Annotated in this window: 16 protein-coding genes; all 16 read right to left on the bottom strand. The window is 48.0% G+C overall.

What is annotated here, in order from left to right; genetic code table 11:
* Window positions 1–89 precede the first annotated feature (89 nt).
* Window positions 90–4,241: an Imm5 family immunity protein gene (locus BQ7483_RS02315; protein WP_072544700.1), complete on the bottom strand. Its 4,152-nt coding sequence runs from the start codon at window positions 4,239–4,241 to the stop codon at window positions 90–92.
* On the bottom strand, window positions 4,238–5,710 hold the full coding sequence (locus BQ7483_RS02310; RefSeq protein ID WP_072544699.1) for a DUF6138 family protein: 1,473 nt from the start codon (window positions 5,708–5,710) through the stop codon (window positions 4,238–4,240). The genes BQ7483_RS02315 and BQ7483_RS02310 overlap by 4 nt, the downstream gene beginning before the upstream one ends.
* 269 nt (window positions 5,711–5,979) lie before the next feature.
* A complete protein-coding gene (locus BQ7483_RS02305; RefSeq protein WP_072544698.1) occupies window positions 5,980–6,492 on the bottom strand; it encodes a transcription initiation factor IID in 513 nt (170 codons plus the stop codon).
* Complete coding sequence (locus tag BQ7483_RS02300) at window positions 6,489–9,380, bottom strand: rhomboid family intramembrane serine protease (protein ID WP_083535626.1); 2,892 nt, start codon at window positions 9,378–9,380, stop codon at window positions 6,489–6,491. Before BQ7483_RS02300 ends, BQ7483_RS02305 begins: the two co-directional genes overlap by 4 nt.
* Window positions 9,381–9,536: 156 nt before the next feature.
* Window positions 9,537–10,124: a hypothetical protein gene (locus tag BQ7483_RS02295; RefSeq protein WP_083535625.1), complete on the bottom strand. Its 588-nt coding sequence runs from the start codon at window positions 10,122–10,124 to the stop codon at window positions 9,537–9,539.
* A gap of 14 nt (window positions 10,125–10,138) precedes the next feature.
* Complete coding sequence (locus BQ7483_RS02290; RefSeq protein WP_072544696.1) at window positions 10,139–11,182, bottom strand: DUF1266 domain-containing protein; 1,044 nt, start codon at window positions 11,180–11,182, stop codon at window positions 10,139–10,141.
* A gap of 29 nt (window positions 11,183–11,211) precedes the next feature.
* Window positions 11,212–12,186, bottom strand: coding sequence for an ankyrin repeat domain-containing protein (locus BQ7483_RS02285; RefSeq protein WP_072544695.1), 975 nt, complete (start codon window positions 12,184–12,186; stop codon window positions 11,212–11,214).
* 7 nt (window positions 12,187–12,193) lie between these two features.
* Window positions 12,194–13,768, bottom strand: a complete 1,575-nt coding sequence (locus BQ7483_RS02280; RefSeq protein ID WP_083535624.1) for an ankyrin repeat domain-containing protein — start codon at window positions 13,766–13,768, stop codon at window positions 12,194–12,196.
* Window positions 13,755–14,243: a hypothetical protein gene (locus tag BQ7483_RS02275; RefSeq protein ID WP_013616503.1), complete on the bottom strand. Its 489-nt coding sequence runs from the start codon at window positions 14,241–14,243 to the stop codon at window positions 13,755–13,757. The genes BQ7483_RS02280 and BQ7483_RS02275 overlap by 14 nt, the downstream gene beginning before the upstream one ends.
* A gap of 71 nt (window positions 14,244–14,314) precedes the next feature.
* Entirely contained in the window at window positions 14,315–14,782 is a 468-nt protein-coding gene (locus BQ7483_RS02270; protein ID WP_013616504.1) for a hypothetical protein, read from the bottom strand.
* Between the two features lie 64 nt (window positions 14,783–14,846).
* Window positions 14,847–15,269 carry a hypothetical protein gene (locus tag BQ7483_RS02265; RefSeq protein ID WP_013616505.1) on the bottom strand — a complete coding sequence of 141 codons (423 nt, stop codon included), beginning with the start codon at window positions 15,267–15,269 and terminating at the stop codon, window positions 14,847–14,849.
* A 1,476-nt stretch (window positions 15,270–16,745) separates the two neighbouring features.
* Complete coding sequence (locus BQ7483_RS02245) at window positions 16,746–17,219, bottom strand: hypothetical protein (protein WP_013616507.1); 474 nt, start codon at window positions 17,217–17,219, stop codon at window positions 16,746–16,748.
* 446 nt (window positions 17,220–17,665) lie between these two features.
* Complete coding sequence (locus BQ7483_RS02235) at window positions 17,666–18,217, bottom strand: hypothetical protein (protein WP_072544949.1); 552 nt, start codon at window positions 18,215–18,217, stop codon at window positions 17,666–17,668.
* Window positions 18,218–18,247: 30 nt separating this feature from the next.
* Window positions 18,248–18,667 carry a hypothetical protein gene (locus tag BQ7483_RS02230; RefSeq protein ID WP_235847290.1) on the bottom strand — a complete coding sequence of 140 codons (420 nt, stop codon included), beginning with the start codon at window positions 18,665–18,667 and terminating at the stop codon, window positions 18,248–18,250.
* Window positions 18,668–18,761: 94 nt separating this feature from the next.
* On the bottom strand, window positions 18,762–19,280 hold the full coding sequence (locus tag BQ7483_RS02225) for a hypothetical protein (RefSeq protein WP_072544691.1): 519 nt from the start codon (window positions 19,278–19,280) through the stop codon (window positions 18,762–18,764).
* A 39-nt stretch (window positions 19,281–19,319) separates the two neighbouring features.
* A complete protein-coding gene (locus BQ7483_RS02220) occupies window positions 19,320–19,874 on the bottom strand; it encodes a hypothetical protein (protein ID WP_072544690.1) in 555 nt (184 codons plus the stop codon).

Below are 19,874 nucleotides of genomic sequence, written 5' to 3'. Positions count from 1 at the left end.
GGAGGTCAGGCAAAGACCTTCGGGGCTTATTCATGTTACAGGTTCAGAGCCGTTTTTGCCTGATTTCCGGCATTCTCCTTTACGGATTATTAATTTTGGATGCTTTTCATTATCGCATCTAAAATCAGGACATTTCCGGATATGCTGGATAATTCTTTTAATGCAGTCACTGCTTCCGGCGCGATTGTGTTTCCATGCCGGGAAACAATCCACTCCTTTATTTTCGGAAACACCGTGTCTTCCGTGAGGTCCCATTCGGGGACGAGACACCGTGTGAGGGTATCGAACACGAAATCACGGATACCGTTTTTAACCAGCTTTTCGCAAAACCGCTTCATATTTACCTTTTCATAGCCGAGAAGCACGCATCCGGAATATACGGACAGCAGATCTGAAAACCTGACGGAACCGTATTCGCTGCACTTTTCCGCTGCCTCTGTCAGAAGCGGGAGCAGGTTGGTTTTCAGATAACGCACGCTTCTGCCCATAGAATAACCGGCATGGAGGGCATTGACTGAATAGGTAAGGAATGATTCGCAGGATTGAGCCAGTGAAGTGGCGCTATCCGGTTGGTCGTCCGAGGGCTTGCCCGCAGGATGGTTTCTTGCCATCAGCCTTACACGGTCTCTTTCCACGAGTGCGGCCTGCATATTTTCAGCCATGATGTCACGGTAGTGCTGCCATGTGTCTCTCCTGTCACGGCTGCCTGCGAATGTGATTTCCATATAGCCGCCGGATGCAGATGACGCTATTTCCAATTCTCCGCTGCATACAGTCATGTCGGATGTCCTGTCCCACTTGATGCCATCCACTATGATTTCACTGCCGTATATTCCGGTTGGTGCGGGAATGGCTGATACCGGCTCCTTGTTTTCTTTTACCTGTAAATAAATGGCCGAAATATTATAGGCATTCTCTTCGTTCCGGACAGCAGTCACTCCGGCATCGTCCCACACGAGGAAACTCCGTCTGTCGTATTGTATGGTCCTGCCTCTGTCATCCTGCATAGTCTTATGGGTGATCACAATTCTCTCCTTGCCAAAAATCTGCACCATAACCGTGTAGGATAAAGGCATGGATATCTGCCGGCCGTTTATTTTCAACCGTCCCTCTGCAATTTCTACTCCGTCTGTGGCTTGTGTCTCGGAGGCTTCTGCAGGTCCTGTTTTGACGCTTCTTGTCGGTTGCGGCTTTGCAACAGGAGAAATGGTTGGCTGAGATTCAACGAACGGAGGTGCAAACATCAGGGTCACGTCTTCCGACAAGGGAGGCAGCTCGTATTCCCTGTCCGGGTAAGGCTTCGGATAGTTGAGCCAGTATCCCAGTTTCTTCGCTCGGCTTGACGTGCGCAGGAAATTCCAGAAATCTTCCGCCCGGTACAATGCATCTCCTTTATTAAGGGTATTCACGATGACAGTTCCGTCAGGCATCGCATGGATGGATTTGAAGGATTCGTTGCCCAATACGCCGGGACGGAGGCGTAGCACTTCGTCCGTCTTCCGGTTCCAGAGACGGGCATAGTCGGTTCGGTTGCCGTTCGATTGGCTCTCCACCAGCACCCACTCCTTGTAGAACACACGCAAACGGAAAGAGCCGTCCCCTATGCGGAGCGGGGCGATGCGGCAATTCTGTGTCGCCATGTCCAGGTCGAGCAGACCCGGTTCTATCCATATCCCGCTGCAGCTTCTTGCCGTGTAGCTTCCCAACAGAAGGAGGCGGGATGTGTCCGGCACAGGAATACAGCCTTCATCGAATCTGTCATGTCCGGACATTTTGAACGGCATTCCGTAATATTTCCCGTTGCCGTCATAACGGATAACCGGAGAATTGCAAAACTCTCCCGGAATGATATACAGCGTTCCTTTGCCGTCTGTACCGAAACTGGGGGCATACATCAGGTTATCAGGCAGTATGAGCCGGCTTACATGTTTCACACCCCGTGGTGTCATGGTGTGTATGATGGCGCTATGGACATCGCCCAGACACAGATAACGCCCGCACCACCGGAACTCATACTTTTCGTCAACGGCCATATTGCACATGCGCGGCCATTTTTCCGCCTCCAACGGATTCTTGCCTCCTATGACCATTTCTCCCAAAGAGATCGGGTACAATGCCGCATAGAAATCCAGTTCTTCCGAGTATATGAAATGGTGGATTTTTTTCGTCTTCATCTTCACCGGCTGAAGCGGTGTGACACGTAGATCCGCAACGAATGTACCCTGCCATTTCTCAACATCCGCCTGTCGCCATTCCCCATAAGCGAAATAACCCGCAAAACCTCTTGTGATATATCTGTTCCCGTCATCAGGCCATGCCATCCTTTCACGGGGCATCTGCTTGCGCAGCTTTATGGTTTTTGCCTTCATTCCGAAATCATAACGGGGTTGTTTCAGCAGTTTGCAATACTGCCCGTACTTGCAACATTTCTCCTCAAAGGCCTGCATTTTCGCCTGCGGAACCAATGCCAGAAGATATATGTCATCCCCGTTCAGGTCATATAGTGCGTACCCGTATGAGGTAAGCTCCTGTCCCAGGGCAGTAATGCCCATCTCGTGCGAGAAGCAGGAATACTGCATCTCGATTTCATCGAAACGGTCCTCTTTCAATACCGGTATCTCTTCTCCCCATTTTTTCCTTATCTCGTTGAGTGTGTCGCCAACATCCCCCTCGTCCTTGCGTATGTCAAGGGCCTGATCCCGTACCTCCTCCATGCAGTCATGCTCGTATGCCTCCATCATCTCCCTTATCCATTCCTTCACGGCTTTGCCGGATATTCCCCTGGAAGCATACACGTCGGCAGGGACCTTTGAAAAACGGATACCTACCCCCGAAAGTTTGTGCATCAGTATGACAAGCTGTCTGGGAGTGTAGTGTTCATCTTTTATCAGGTATTCGTTATCACGCAGGAGATAGCCGTCCTTTTCATTCCAATGCCCGTGAACGGAGTTGTCCCCGTTGCGTACATGGATGTGGTAGCTCGTGAACCTCGTGTAGTCGCCGTATAAAGCCTGAGGGCCGAACAGTTCGACACTCAGCGTGAACCACGCTTTCCTTTCCGTTTCGTTCCCCGACAGGAGGACCGTTTCCCCGTTGGAAGTGAAACGGAACGATACGGACCACTCGAAAGTGTCTGGGTACGGGATGCCTGCCTCTGCAAGCCATTTCGCCGCTTCAAGGTCTGGGATGATTTTCCGGTAGTAGTTAGCAAGCTCGTCTGTCAGCCCGTGCAGGTGTTCCCGCTCCGGCAGCAGAAGCAGGATGCGGTACAATATGCCAAGTTCTCCCGGTCCCTGCTCCATGAGGGTACGGGCAAGTCCCGACAGGCAGGCAACCGCACATTCGTCCGGGGACTGGGCGAGCAGGGCTACGCAGTACCAGAACCGGATGACATCATAGTTGTAGATTCCGGTTATGCGGTAATCCTCCTTTTCCTGCGGTGTGGAGGGTATGCAGGAATACCCCCGGATGACATCGGCCACGATACGGACAAGGGAGCTGTCCTCCGCATAAGGTTTCATCCGCTCCGTTTCTTTCCTGTCCGTGGGAGCATGGATGTATGAATCGAGGGCGGAGTTCAGCCGCTCTATCTTTCCGGACAATGCCGGGTCGCACCCGGGCGGCACAGGTATGTGGAGTGTGTTACGGTCGTTGACTGCATGGAAGGGTATGACCTCCTGCTGCGGGTTTTCATACATGGCGAGAGTCATGTCCAGGTACCAGTTCCAATACTCCCTACGTTTTTCCACGTCACCTTTCCAGTTATCGGAAAAGGGACTTCCACCGGAGCAGACCAGCGACACTATGAAATCGATGTCCATGCTCTCAGGGTCAAAACTGTCATCATCCTCTCCTTCGTAATCTTCCGGGTTCAGCATGGAGGCCGCATCACCGCAGACAAAATACCCGAGGCTGGCGATGGCCCAGCTCACGGTTGTGGTCGCCTCGTCAGGATTGTTCTGCACATGAAGCCACAGTTCGCCCGACTCCTTCTCGATGTCTTCCACCGAGTCCGGCTTTCTGTAAAGATGCTCGTTTATGTGGGAAAGCAGATGTACATTGTCCATAATCTGTCGCCCCGTGACAGAACAGGCTTTCTTGCAGCATTCGCACATGATTTTCTGCACGGTGAGTACATCGCCGACCTGTTTCATCAGTTCGATACGGCAGGACAGCGGCAGGTGCCCCGTGTCACTTTGGGCGATAATGCCTTTCAGTTTCTCTATGGTTTCTTTTATCATTTTCTCTGTATTCTCTCTTTTTTTATGTTAATGAAAACTTGTCGATACATCTCTTTCAGTTCCTCCGGAGCTGCGTCCACCACTTTCTGACCACCCTTGGCGCTGTTTTTGCCCCATATTACATAGCAAACTGTTTCCCATGCGTATTGCAGCACTTCTTCCGGGCTGGCTTCTGTTTCCTGACTGGGGGTATCATCCTCGTCATCATCCTCGTCGGAGGAAAAACCGCTTGGGACGATTTCAGACAGACGGGATTTTGTCTCCAGCAGAGCACCCAGGCTTTCGGCGTTTGCCATCCATGCGGCATAGTCCTTGGAATATTTCATGTCCTGCATGGACAGCACCCCCCGGACAAAAACGGGGACTGTATCGGCGGTAAAGCCGAACTGTTTCACATACTCCCGGAGGAATTTTTCCTGTAAGCGGGAGTGCTCATCATCGCAGAGGTCAAGATAATCCCACACCAACTGCCGCCACTCTTGCCCCAGCATTCCCAAGGCAAACACGGCAAAACTGCCGGGAAGGGCACACAGCTCATCGCTGAGATTGGTGTATTGTTCATATTGCCGCATGGCAAGCCGGGCGTACCGTTCCATCAAGTGGTGGAGGCTGGGGTATTGCACGGCACAGGCAAAAAGTTGGTTTACTCCCTTTTGGGGCAGTCCTGTAATGGGCAGATACTTCTTTTCCGGTCCTTTGAACTCCACAGCATAGCTGCGGGGAAAATCATCCTGCTCCAGAAGCTCACACAGGTAGTTCAGCACTTCATGACAGCATTCCTCCGTATTATCCCTGGCAGTAATACGGATGACGGCAAAGGCATCGTTGGCCGATGCGGTGAAGTGCACTGTTTTTCTCTTTTGCAGGTTGAACGGCAACCTGCCGGTTCCGTTTTCCTTCAGCTTTTCCACTATATCCGGTCGGACTTTCCCGACCAATCCCAACAGGTAATTGGTGTCCAAATACTGGAAGCTCATGCCATATACCTTATAGTTTACCGCCACATAGCAGGCAAAGCGCAGCAGCGGCTCCGGAACTTGCTCTGCATGGATACCTGGTTTCAGGGAATACTCCCGATTCCAGAAGCGATCATCTTCATTGTCTGTTGCAACAAAATACTTTTCCTGCAGCTCCCGTTTGAGCATATCAAGTAGATGGTGGTCAATTTCACCCCACCGGCTCTGGCGGCGCAGGTTTTCGCTGAAGGCGATGGCCTGTTCCGCATCCAGGGTCTCGGCCCGCTGTATTTCGGTCCACGCCCTAAGCAGTTGCCACACCTCAAAGGGCGCACCTTGACTGCTGACCACTACCGGCGGCCAGAGAGAATCAAGCCGCATGATTCTCCCGTCAATAGCATCCTGGATGCACTGGTCAAAGAGCGGCTGCAATTCCTCCTGTACCTCGGGCTTCATCCAGTAACAGCGCCCGTCCTGGCTATTAAACTTGGGTAAATTCGTTGTTTTTTTCATTGCTATATAAAATCAACTTGTATGTTAATGATTTCACAGAAACCAGCAGGCCTTTATCCCGCATTTCCGGATATTCATTTGCCGTGCAATGCTTCCAGTCCGCAGGGTACTGGCAAACAGAGCCTGTTTCCTTGGAAATATATGCCCTTGTTGGGGCGTGCAATGCCGGCAGGAACAGGATAGCCGACAGGCACAGGATAATTTTTTGAATGTTGCCTTCATAGATGCAATTATGTATGTTTCCAAAAATATATCGTACTTCATTCCCGTTAGAAACAGAATCTCAAAAAGTTATACCAGCATACCGATAGATAAAACAGATCTCCGGCAATCAAGACAGTAAGCCGCTGTTTGAATTTCAGGTCACACTTTTCCTCCTTCAGCCTTCGCAGTTCCCTGAACATATAACTGAAGTCAACGGGAGTCCGGCTTAGCAGGTGGACAGGCAGTAAAATAATAGAGCCTACAAAATACCTCATTTCTCCGAACATATAAAATGGGGCGAACAGGAACATCGGTATCAGTTCCCACCACCGGTAACTCACGTTCCTGTTCTTCTCTCTCTCCTTGTCAAGGCGTTCCTGCTCAGCACGGGCTGCGGCATCCAGTCTTCTCATGAAGGTTTCCTCCTTTTCTTCCATGATGTCGGCTATCAACTTGTAGTTTACACCGCGTCTGTACAGTTCCAGCTTGGCCTGTCTCACTTCCTTGTCCGTATATTCTCCGGTTACATTGTTGGCCATCATCAAAAGCTCATCGGTAGCGTATTCTTTTATTTTCATTGTGAGTTGGATGGTAATATTCTGACAGAACCGATTATATCATGGGCTTCGGATTCATGGGTCTCGGTCGCTGTCATTGAAACGATAATGAAACCGTCCAACGCCTTTTTATTCAGATAAAAAATTATACTCTGATTAAAGTTCATGCTGCCACCTCTTTCCAATGGATATTCCCTTCTGCCCGAAATCCGTTCAAACGGTATTCCGTTGATATTTACACTTTCGGGAGCGGTCCCGCTCATAGATTTCAACAACAGATTGCGTGCATTGTCGATTTCCTCGGTCGAAGAGAACTTTTTGTAGTTGAAGACAATGGTATTACCGGCATTGCCCATAAGCTGTAAAACACAGTTGTCATCTGATTTTACTACAGCATTCCATCCTGTGGGATATGTACACCTCAGTCCGCATGCTTTATTCACATACTCTCTCCTGCCGTCTCCTATGCTTTCATCGCTGCCGCTAAATGTTGCAGGATTATCCCCTTGGTTGGGTATATAATTAGTATGATCTGTTCCACTTTCCTGTATTCTGCCTTCAGATTCACTTTCCTGTGCGTATTTCTCTAATGTACCGTATTCCCACATGTTCCTTATTTCCCTAAAATCCGAAGGTACGGATTTTGTCTGTCCCGTAAAAAGGAATGCGAACATTATCAGAAATGTCATTTCAGCAATATATGCGATATATCGTGAGGCCCTTTTAGAGCTATACTTGTCTGCCAAAAGATAAGTTATACCCAATATGACTCCTGAGACAAGGCCTCCTATATGTGCCGCATTATCTATTCCTTCTTCCTTAGTTCCAAGCAAAAGATTGTAGATTACAAAGAAACCTATGCTAAACAAAAGAGATTTTCGCTGGTGTTTTTCTATCTTGTGATTGAAGATCAGGTAAGAAAGGAAGATGCCGTAAAGTCCGAAAATAGAACCGGAAGCCCCTGCGCTTATCGTTTCGGGATGAGCAGTAAGGCTTGCCAATGCCGAGAATAATCCGGTCAGGAGATAGGCGGTCATCAACTTTCTGCTTCCGATAATCTGTTCCAAGAATATCCCGATGTATAATAGAGCATACATATTCATCAGCAAATGGATTATCCCGATATGGATAAAATTGCAGGTCACGGTTCTCCACCAATCACCGGTAAGTGTGAGCGGGCCAAAATCTGCACCCCATTTCATCAAAGAAATGCCTGTCGGTTCTATAAGGCTTACCCCACATATAGACATCACTATAAACAATGCCACATTTATATAAATAAGTAAGGGGGTTGCGATATTTCCTTTTCTTGGAGTTATTAGTGACCAGAATGACAGATCTTTGTTATCCTTTCCATTTGTCTCCTTATCGACAGGAAAGTTATATTCCTCAGAGCCTGCAGGGTTATTCTTTCTCTCTGTATCATCTGCATCAACAGTATGGACAGTTGATATGGTTTTTTCCTGATTATACCTGACCTTACCCCAATTAGCAGATTGCCCGGATGTGCATTCACCCCCGGCAAAAAGATGCCCTTCTTGCCCGGCAGCACCGGCAAGTGCCTCCCTTATTCTTCGAATATTCCGTTTGTTATGTCCGAAAGAACATATCGAGGTACGCTTGTTCAGGTCGTTTACGCTATTGACCCATACCTGACCTTTGTCGAACACGACAAAAATCTGTTCTCCCCATGTCATACCCCAAAGGGAAGGATTGGTATGAGCCACGATGCAGTCCTCGCCGTAATGGTCCACGTCCCAGTCATAAGTTACCGACAACTTGTATATCTGGTCATAAATCGCCTGTTTGTCCAATGAGGTCGGTATGCTCTGGAAATCCAGCTTGCGCCGTTGGTGCCGGTAAAGTATAAAGGCAAGCAGTCCGGGAATGATACCGAGCCATAAAAGACCCTCTATATCAATATTGCTCGAATAATGCATCACTCCGCTTATGGAAATAAACATTGCGGCATAAAGCATCAACATATGCGATGCGCCGTAGTGGGTGTACGCCCAGCTGATAATCAGGGGAAGCGTCTTCTTTTCCAATACAAAGGCGGCAAGGGGAGCATTCTTTTCCTCACGGTAGCGAATCCGGTAGGCAAGCCACCATATCAGTTCGAACAATGCACCTATAATCAGGATTGCAACAATATAATCCGCTTCGTCCAGCTTGCTCTCCCTGGGTTTGATGGAATAAGGAACCCCGCCAAAGGTCAGTTCCTCGCAGGACACATCATAACCCTCGCTGGTAAAGTAATAAGTGTAAGTGTATTCCTCCTTGTTCTTGGAACTCGAATATGAGTTGCTGTTTGGCGGTACCGTTTTCCCGTTAATGGTCAACAAGGGGGGATTCTGGTCGGGACGGGCGTTGCAAGTCAGTATTGCACGGTACTTGACGTAATCGCTCTTCAGTTGCTCCACCTCCAGATGACATTCCAACTTGCTCATGTCCACTTCGGTAGGATGTACGGACACCCGGTATTCCGGCGTGGTATATGTCTTGCCATCGGCCGTCACGGATGCGACAGGGATTCTGGCTTCCCCACTGTTTTTGAACTGTACAAGATAATAGAAACCTGTTTCATAGCTATTGCTTTTCACACCGTTTATAATGGAACAGCTCTCTCTCTTATGCGGCTTCGGACCGTTCAACACTTTAATGCTGTCATTGAACACTGGGTAGGAAGCCGTGTCGAATCGGGAATTAACCAGTGCATACGTCAGCCGCAGTACCCGCCCGACACGGAGACCGCCAACCGTATCAAGCTCCGCATGAAAATATACGGAGTCTGCAGTCTCCGAAGCATGCGTATGGGCTACCGGCAAAAATGCAGATAGCAATAACAGGCAGACGAACATTCGGCTTCTGATGAAGCAGTATTTTGTTTTACTTGTTCTTTTTGTCATATATCGTTGTTGAATACCATATTAGCACTCCATTTTATAATATATTCCAGGTTATGTTTGGTGGATATGAGTTTGTACTGAACAGGTTGGGACACAGTAAATCCGTTTCCTGTGTCCCAACATCAAAGATTATCGGTCCTTGAACCTTGCCGGTTGTCAGTCGGCGTCGTTATCGCACATGTGCCGGATAAATGCCTCGTTCTTCTCGTATTCCACCCCGGTGAGGATAACGGGGTCTGCAAGCCCTACAATCTTGTACCCCTTGGTATATGTAACCAGGATGCAATAAAGCTCACGCCCTTTTTCATCCTTTTCCACTTGCAACTGCACCGGTTGGTCGTTGCCGCTGGGTAAATCGCACAGGTACTCGAAATCATGGCGGTTGAAGGCTGCTACTATGTCGTCCTTGTCTGTCATGCTGCTGATGAACTTCTTGGTCTTGTAACGCTTCACCTCGCCGCCACTTGTACGGTTATAGATTTTAAGGCCTGCGGCCAACGCGGTAAGGACACAGAAAACCGCCCCGATAACACCGGCTGTCCGTACCAGCCATGAGGGGATGAATGGCAGCCACCCGGGAAAAATGACAAGCAGCACACATACTGCCGTCAGTCCCCAGTAAATCATCGGTTTTACTTTGTCTTTTCGTTTCTCGAATTTCTCCGGCATGGCATCATAGACCTCTCCGAAATGGCTGGGAAAATGTTTTCCCTCATCCATAATTTTTTCTTCTTCCAGTTTCATTTTTCTCTGTTTTTTTATCCTATATTGAAATTTGATTTTTTCCAGGGTGATTCGTCATCCTCCAGCAGCAGGCTTACTATCTCGTATGCCGTTTCACTGTCATCCGGGTCACCGTGCCATACGCCCCTGCCCATGACGAAACTCATTCCGTATTCCTCCCATGAAGAGAAATGCTCAAGTGCCGTATCTGCCGCCGCCTGCATGATTTGCCACATTTCACCCTCGTTCACATAGCCGCAAAGGTATGCCCAGCGTCCGAGGTTTACCAGACGCACCAGATCCCATGCGATGACGCTGCCCGGCATCTTCCCTCCGGGACACCATCCGTTTTCTTCCATGCTCTCCGCTATCAGGCAGACATCTCCTATCTTGCTTTCCTCGTCGTCTCGCTCTTCCTGTGATATGTTTTCGATTCCCCGTTTCCGGACTTTTTCAAGGGCTTCGTCGGCCTCGGCATGATGCCCTTCTTCAAGCAGCCACTTCACAATCTCCAGTGTACTCTCGCGGTCAGTCACATTCCACCAGCTCTCAATCGTGCTCCTGATGCTTTCGACATCTTCCTCAGGACAGTCAATCGAATCCACATTCTCGTCATTATACACTAACATGGGCGCACCGAAAGCCAGCAGCCGGAGCTGTGCCGTATCCAGTTTGCCGTCGTCGGCTTTGTTAATGGTCCACCCATCACTACCGAAGGCGTCCATCATCTGTGCCATTGCATCGGATGAGGACAGTTCCTCTCCGAGTGTGCCGTCCATCATTCCCTGCATCATCTGCTGGGCGTATGCCATGTTCTGACGGCCTGCCTGCGCCACCGTCTCCGGGTCTATGCCCGCCGCTTTCAGCATAGCTTCCTGCTGTGCCTGTGCTGCTGCCATGTCGGGCATTCCCGCGCCCATCTGTGCCATGAGTTGTTCCTCCATGCCGCCGGGCATCTGGAATCCCGGGATATTCCCGAACATGGACTGTGCCTGTTCCATTGCCGCCTTTACTGCGGCTTCCTGTGCCGCCTTTGCCATTTCCTCCGGACTTTGAGGATTTGCTTTTTCTTTTGTCATATCATCTTGATTATTAAAAATGTGATACTCTATCCTTCGGCTCCTGCCGTCAGCAGGATTTCCGTTATTTCGTTGTAACCCCGCTCACTGGCATAATACAATGCCGTATGCTGGAGATTGTCCGCAAGGTTCACGTTCGCCCCATGCTCCACAAGGAGTGAGACAAATTCGTTGTTCCCTTCTCTGGCGGCAAGGATTAGGGGCGTTTCCCCGTTCCCGTTCTGCGCATCTGCCTGTGCGTGGGCTGCTATCAGGTCGTTGCCGATAAACTTGTTCCCGGACCATGCGGCAAAATGTAGCGAGCTGTTTCCGTCCAATTGGGCCTTGTTTACATCAGCTCCGGCACCGATCAGAAGCCTGGCAACGGCAAGGTTTCCTTTCATGCAGGCGATGATTAACGGGGTTTCCCCTACGTCGTTCGCCGTATCTATCATGTCGGGGTATGCAGAAAGTAGCGAGCGGACGATTTCCGACTGGCCGTTGAAAGCCGCCTGATGAAGCGGTGTGTTGCCATGTGTATCGGTCGTGCTTTCTACGGACAGACGTTCCACCACTGTACGCAATCCTTGTGCAGTGGCGTAGTCTATCGCCTTGTGCCCCGTGTTGTCGGCTATTTCCGTGTCCGCTCCCTGTTCTATCAGGAACAGGGCGGCGTCTGTACGCCTGTTGTCAAGCAGACGGATCAACGGGGTACGGCCATCGCTGTCCGTTGCATCAATGTCCGCTCCGTATTGTAACAGTTTCCCGATTATCTCCTTGTTCCCGCTCCGGGAAGCGGCGTGCAAGGGTGTTTCCGACAGGTTGTTGGCGATGGTCGCATCCGCCTCGCTGTCAAGCAGCAGGTTCACGATGTCCCTGTAACCTTTCAGACAAGCGTAATGCAGCGGCGTATTGCCCTCGGCGTCCCGCTTGTTCACGTCGATGCCGCCTTTCTTCAGGAATATCAGCACGATGCCTTTCTGTCCGTTCCGGCAGGCATTCAGAAATGTCATGTTGTTGTCCATACGATTCTCAGCTGTATTTCAATAAAAATTTCACAAGGGATTCGTCGTTCTTCTTCGCCGCAATGTCCAGGGCTGTCAGCCCCTCATTGTTCACGGCGTTCACGTCCGGGGTACCGAAGTCCATCACGAGGGCGGCGGCTTCCTTCGAGCCTCTCATCGAGCTGGCTGCGATGTAATGCAGCAGGGTATTGCCCCATTTGTCCCTGGCGTTGATGTCCGCTCCGGCTTCAAGCAGTATTTCAAGTGTCTCTGCATCCTGTTCCGTGCAGGAACGCCCGTCGTATGGATATGACCTCGGCATGGCCGCGAAACGCGGTATGTTGCCGTCCCAGTACCGTCCCCCGTAGAGATTCATCGCAGGGGTCTGTCCCTGCATGTTGGCGGCATTTACATCCGCCCCGTTCTCCACAAGATAACGTACAGCCCAGATACCCGTATCATATCCTGCCCCGCGGCAGGCGACGGACAGGGCCGTGTTCCCCTCTTTGTCGGCAGGGCTTTCCGGGTCCCATCCACATTCCGTCAGGCATTGAAGGAAATGCAGACATTCTTCCTTGTCCTCGTGCTCGTGTCCTCTGTTGCTCATCCATACGGCAAAGGCCGTCCGTTCTTCAGCATCCCCGAAATTCGGGTCGGCACCACCTCTGAGCAGCATTTCCGCTGCGGTGAAGTTCTCCCATGCAAGGGCGCAACCCAACGGGGATTTGCCCTTGAAGTCGGTCATGTTTTTATCCTCGCAGATGCTTTGGGTATCTACTCCGGAACGCAACAGGGCATCCAGGGCTGTCATGTCATTGTGCCATAATGCCTGGAAGATGTCCAGCCCTCCGGCGAGGGCGGCCAGACCGTCCGTTTCGGGGTCCTGTCCCGACAGCAATGCCCCGATTTTACGCGCACCGCTTTCCACGGCTATGTCAAAGGCGGTTTTCCCGATGCTGTCCTTTTCTTCAGGGTCTATCTGTCCGCTTTCCAGAATGAGCTTTGCGGTGTGGCAGCACTGTCTGTCCGATTCCCGCAGGTTTTCCAGTTCGGCATACGCTTCCTGCTTGGATTTGTCCGAGTACCACCGCTGGGAAAAATCTGCTATCCGTCCTTCCGTGCGCCTGATATCGTCCGCAATAAGTCCGGCAGACAAGCAGATGACGTGCAGCACGTTTCTGCCGCTCCTGTCTGTAGAATCAATGCGGTTCCCCGTCGTCAGAAGGGCATCGGCCATCTGGAAATTGCGGTTGCGCACGGCTTCGATGAGGGCGGTCGTGTCTTTGCCGGAACGGGGCACTCTCGCCCCTTTGGACAGGAGCAGGCCGGCAATGTCGGCATCGTCCGGTCGGGGACCGCGCCGCGCCATGACGCACAGCGGCGTGTCGCCGTCATCGTTTTTCACATTGGGGTCCGCGCCCCTGTCCAGCAGGATACCTACGGCTGTCATGTCTGCAAAATGGCAGGCCGTATGCAGAGGGGTATTGTTCTTGCGGCTTTCGTCCAGGCTGTCAAGCGGGACATCCTGGTATGCTTCGTATAATTCGGAAGGTTCCGAATCATGGGAAGTGTGCAGATTGTAGATTTCTTTATTGGTCATCATTGTTGCATGAAGTATTGATTAACGTTTCAATATGTTTGTATTTCCCGCCCAGCCGGAAGGAAATGGCCTTAAGTTCTCCGTACAGATGCTGTTTGCAAGCGGCTTCCGCCTTCAGGCGCAAGATCCGTGTGTATGCCAGCGGCTCGGGAGTGCCTTGCGGCATGGGGCAGAACGGTGACTCCTCGTCATGGAGGTAACGGAGGAAGGCTTCAGGAAGTCTTTCCGTGCCGTGGCCGACATTCATGGGCACAAGGCGTTCGGCTTCACAAAGCAGCCTGTGGCACTCATCGTACCATTCCACCATGAAACAGCAGAGGGCTTTGTTGTACAGTAGCTTAAAATCCTTGGCCGGAATACGGTCAAAGCACACATAGGCGGAAGAAAAAGCCTTGTTGCTTAGGAATGAAACTCCAGCAGCGAACAGCTTGTCCGCATCTTCTTTAGGTATGCCTGGGGTATTTGCAAACTGTGTCATATCAGAAAGTTTATTGGAATTTATAAATGACTTTTATTAAGTAGCCATGCTGCCTGCCACATTTTGTTGATTTAATGATCTAAAATTAAATTCTGTATTGTATTATTTTTCCATATAAAGCTGAAGCTATAATCCAAATCATATGTGGTGAAGGTGATTTCCCAGCTATTGTTGTATTTCTCGGATAATTTGATTTCTTCAGGATAGAATCTGTTTTGCCACGAGGCATATATTTCTTCCTTATGTGCCAACCGGCTTTCATCAGGCAAGCGGCTTCCCACTCGCTCATTCACTGATTTCCAGTTTTCCAGCAACACCTGTAAATCCAATATCTGCCGGGGTAATGGAGCCGAAGTGTCTCCATCCAGCCAAATCACTGTTTCAGCCGAATATGATGGCAACTGTAATGTACACCACCAGCCGCATCGCTCGTTCGGCCACCAATCGCAAACTTTGGAATGAAAAACTCCCAAGCCTTTTATCGCATATTCTCTTTTTCTTCCCAATAAAGCAATTGCCAGCTTCTTGATATGATTCATTGTTCTTGTTTTAAGTGTTATTTGAGAATGAGTTTTATGGTTTGAAAAAGAACACCGGTTGGGGCTACCTTTCCTTGCAGCCGATGAACTTGCTTTTGTATATGGCATACTCTACCGTATAAACAGCCAGTTTCACGCCTAAGAACATGCCAACAAGCAATATATATGCTACAAAACAAAAATGATTATACAGGAGGTCTGTCAAGAATATAGGTATCAGCAGGGCCGTGATTGTAGCGTTCTGAAACCATTTCTGTACTTTCAATAACAGGTCAATGTACAAGTGATTCTCTATGTAGCTGAACCCCCATCTGTAATTATGTCGTTTCAGGTAAGACAACGAGAACCATAGTCCTGTAAGTGAAGCGATAAGGGCTACATACCACCATGCATCCATGTATGGGAACATGCTTTTTAAGAATGTCAGCAGAACAATGCCAATGATGCTGCATTCATAGACTATTCTTACTTTTGTTGTATTATTCATATATATATATTGTTTGTAGAAACGCCATTGGGTTGAAGCACCTCCGCATACGAAGTATTTCTGTATCTTCCGGCGTGATTTTACGAAAATTTGATTTTCATGCCAGAGCCTCGATGTAGCTGTTCTTGACAGCAGCCATCATAAAAGGCATTTTGATATATCCGTTCGCACATACGATTCCTCCTGCAATCGGAATAGTGCCGGTACTTCGCTTTCGGGTCTTCCGGTATTCGACACATTCTGACCGACCTGCCCGGAACACACAGCAGGCCATTCCCGGATGCTCTATCCGGATGTAATACGCATCATGTTTTTCTTCCATGTACAGAAGGATGCTTCCTCTTTGTTTCTGAATCTTATCCATGTTGCCGAAACTAAATTCATATGCGCAAATATAGCAAAAGGATTGCAAAAACAAACCGACCGGTCTGTTTTATTGTGTTAAAACTTATAAGAAGGATGATTTACGGATATGGTTTTTACCGGAAATCTGCTTTCAGACCTTCAGTAAAGAGCAAAGGAAATGAAGCCTCTTTGTGTAAATCGCCTGATATTCAGCATTGAAATCTACCGATACCCTCCGTACCGTTGATGCCTTCTCAACATGCGGCTTAAATCTTTCAACTGCACAATTCCTTTCGTATTTCCCGAAATCCGATTCCCTGCAATACTTTGAAAGGAGCATTGTAAGATGCTGTCCTTCTGCTGCCAACTACTGAATTCTCTGTTATACAATTCTCAGCCAATGGCGATGCGTTATGATGAAATAAAGCAATATGACCCAAAGAGGATAAATCACCCAGGACATGATGCAGGAGAACCTTTGACTGCCAAACAGCAATGGCTTTTCCCGCATTATTTCAATTCCCCTTTTCTTTTTGATGTAATGCCTGCTCATGAAATGATACATGATGCAATAGATTAGGATGAAGAAAATAAACGGCAAATCATAATCGAAGTTATCTTTGACCAATGGATAAATCAACACTATTGCAGGTAAAAATAATAGTCCGCAAAATAGCATCACAGTTCTTTCATGCGGGTTTTCCAACCGAAATTTGTCCCGGTTGAATATGAAGAATTGATAATACATTGCATCGAAGAAGAATTTTATCAGTCTGATTGCTTTCATGCTTGCTTTACATTATGGAAAAAAACGATATATTATCGTCAGGGCGGTCAGGATGATGTGTGCCCAAAGGCAGACCGTATTATATCTCATCCGATATAAAGCAGATATGCCTATACCGACAACTGCCCAACAGACGATTATCCAACAGGAAACGATGTAATTGCAGGAGGATTCGTAAATCCATCCGAAGCCTTCGCCTATGGGATAGAGTTCCGGATGCCTCGTGAACTGCAAGTAATCACTGATGCCTGCCCATAGCATCAACAGGCAGCATAACGCCCATATCGTCCTTGCTATCTTTTGCCAATGAATCATTCGTTCCAATTTATAATATCCGGCGGCAACTAATCACTATTGGGGTGATTAAGTCGTTTGCTACCGGCATACAGTTTCATAGCATAAGAAATAATCATTACCACCGTAAGATAAGTCATGATGATTGCGCCAACAATCCAACAAAAGTAGAAGTTGTTTTCATCAGACGGTATCATATTCTCCGGCAGTACCCCTGTGCGTTCATATTCCGCTTCGTAGGTGCCAAGTGTCGGCAGTGCGCTAAACCATAATAGGCTCCAAAGGTTAAAAACAGCTTGCAGCAGAAGAGCGGACAACCGACACAACGTATTGCGTATCGCTATATCATACAATATATAAATGGGACAAATGCCAATTAGTGCCATCATGCTTACCAAAGGTCTGCGGTCGTCATGGGCAATCCATTCTCCCCCTTGCATTTCTATCGCATAATATTCAAAGTATAGAATAACAGCGAAAAGCAAGAAGTATATCGTGAACTTTATGACATTGGCTTTTCTCATTGAATTTGTATTTCAAGTTGGCAATCCTAATCCACCGTCTAAAATTACGGAAAATAATGGAGAGACTGACCATACGGCCGGATTATTTTATGAATTATCCATACCGATTGGTTAAATACCCGCAAATGAATAGGTAGATTCCATAAATTACAATAGACAATCCCATATAGACGAATGCCCTATGAGGGAATATATCCAGATGATTGCTCCATAGCAACACAGGCATTATCACCGGGAGTGCTATCAGGAATTTTCTTCGGGTAAGCCGTAGGATGAACATGCCCGCCAGCAAAGTCAAGAACAGAACGGCAATGCTGAACCGGAAGAGGATGCCTATCGAAACGTCCATGTGCGCAATCGGTTTGCATACATTGATTTGATTGAGGCATACGCAATATGCCGCACAGCAGATTATATTCAATATGACAGGGACAAGTATTTTCATGTCATTCAATACCGTACAGCTTCTTTTTGGCGCAGACAAAAGAATTCCAATCCTGGAAAAGTTCTTTGATGCGGTTCACATATTTGTTGCCTTTCTTGTAGTCCCAATCCCAATGTACCCAAACCGTGTGGTATTTCTGGTTCGTGTCCACCGAATAGTGGTGCGTTTCCATTAGGATGTCGTCAATGTGGTTCCTGAAATCTTGGATGTTGTCCCAAGTGGAGAACTCCGGGTCGTATTCCTCTCCCTCCTTGAAATTCTTCGTCATATACTTTGTTTCTTTGTAATAGGTTCGGGATATGGATTCGTATTTCTCCAAAGTGTCCAGCGGCAATGTTTCAATGTCGTATTTCTCCACTATCTTGCGCAATTCGGAAGTGTCGCAGGGTGCATTGCTTACTACAAAGGCTTCGTGTTTCATGCCATCGTTCAGTCTTGTGAGAATCGGATAAAACTCCGTCGGTTTGTCAGGATTGTACCCGCAAGCCAACCATTTCCACATCAGCAACCCTGCTGCGAGGATGGTCAGGATAAGTATTGTTCGCTTTTTCATGGGCAACTTGGGTTTAGCATACATATCAACTTATTTATCAGTCTTTGATTGTAGGACATGCCATAAGCCCCAACAGTATTCCGTCTTGCTGTGGCTCTGGTAGCAATTATCTTCATCTAAATAAATATCCAACTTCCAAAAGTCCAAATCCTCTTTGCGGATGACATCGCCGTAGTTATCTATGAAAACAGCCACCTCGTCCTCCTCTTTCCAACTCCAAAGGTAGGGCAACCTGTAGCGGACAGTATGATTTTCGATATACAGTTTCTCCAAATCCCCATCTGCCGTACAAACTATTTTTCCCAAATACTTGCTCTCTTGTGGAGTATGGAAGATAATGGTCGGATGAAGCTCATGATATAGCCACCCCGACAGCACAAGGGCAGCTATAACGGCTATTGTCTTTACCAATCCTTTATGTCGTTTCAATCGGACAGTCATATTCTCCATTTTGGTTGCCAATGATTCAGCAGGAAACAGTTCGACCTTATCCTGCGTTATGGGTTATGTTTCAGTCTGATACAAGCGTTATCTCGCCATCGCCTCATGCGCTGTTAAGCAACAGATAAAAAGTCGCCAACTGGACAATCAGAGAAACGACATAGATGCCGTAATAGAGCAGATACTTTTTCTCCTTTTCGAACTTGATGAAATACTTCTTGTATTTGTCGTTCTTGAATAAGAATATTTCATTGATATAATATCCGCATATCATGAAGACTACGAGCAATGAATAAAAAATGATGCCGTTTTCCAAAATAATACGCACTAATTGTACCCTTAGTATTTTGGTGCAGGCAAGGCAGGCAAGACTGAATATCCAACAGATGATGATGAATGGGGTGATAAGTGCCCTACTGCTGTAAGGAAGATAGATGCCTTTATCCATTCCGGCTTCTTCTGTTTTTTTACCAATCGAAACTAACCATTTTATGTAGCGGTTGTCCCATTTCAAGAGGCTTAGCCAATACAAAGGGTTTAGCATCCTCCAACAAAGGATGAACAGCAGCTTATAAGTGCAGTAATAATTTATATTGTAATATATCTCCAATAATTTCATCATGCTTAATAAATAATGATGTATCCTTTTCCCTCCTTGTTTTTACGATTCCAAGCCAAATATCCAGTAACACGCCAACAGGTACAGGATGAGAAATACGATGAAGCCTATCCTGAATTTGAGTTCTTTCCGGGTGGGATGAAACCATTTTTTTATGCGTTCACCTGCTGTCTGCGGTCGTGGCATCAGTATGTCCGCCACTTCCTCAAAGGTCTTGCAGGCGAAAATCGCCTGCCGGAACTCGTCCACGCTTTCCCAGCATTCTTCCTTGAACCACCGTGTCTTGGGGTATCGCTCCGTTATCAGTTCTTGCAGCTTTTGCAGCGGGAACGGTTCGGGGTTGTCCTTGTACTCGTATTCAATGGAAATCACACGCCCCTGCATTCCGGTAAAATACCCGAATATCCCTTGCCATTTCACTTTATGCGCCCCCGTTTCAACATATTTCGTCCCCGTTGCATCCACTACGATATAGCTTTTCCGCTTCTTTAACAACTCGGTATTGGTCGTTGTGTACAATTTCTCCGTGCGGAACACGTATATCATGTTGCCTTTGGTGGAAAAACTGAATATCGGGTATTTTAACTTCGTCTTCAT

It is taken from the genome of Mediterranea massiliensis, from assembly GCF_900128475.1.
Taxonomy (GTDB): Bacteria; Bacteroidota; Bacteroidia; order Bacteroidales; family Bacteroidaceae; genus Bacteroides; species Bacteroides massiliensis_E.
The sequence above is the reverse complement of the archived record's forward strand: the minus strand, read 5'-3'. Positions and strand labels throughout refer to the sequence as shown.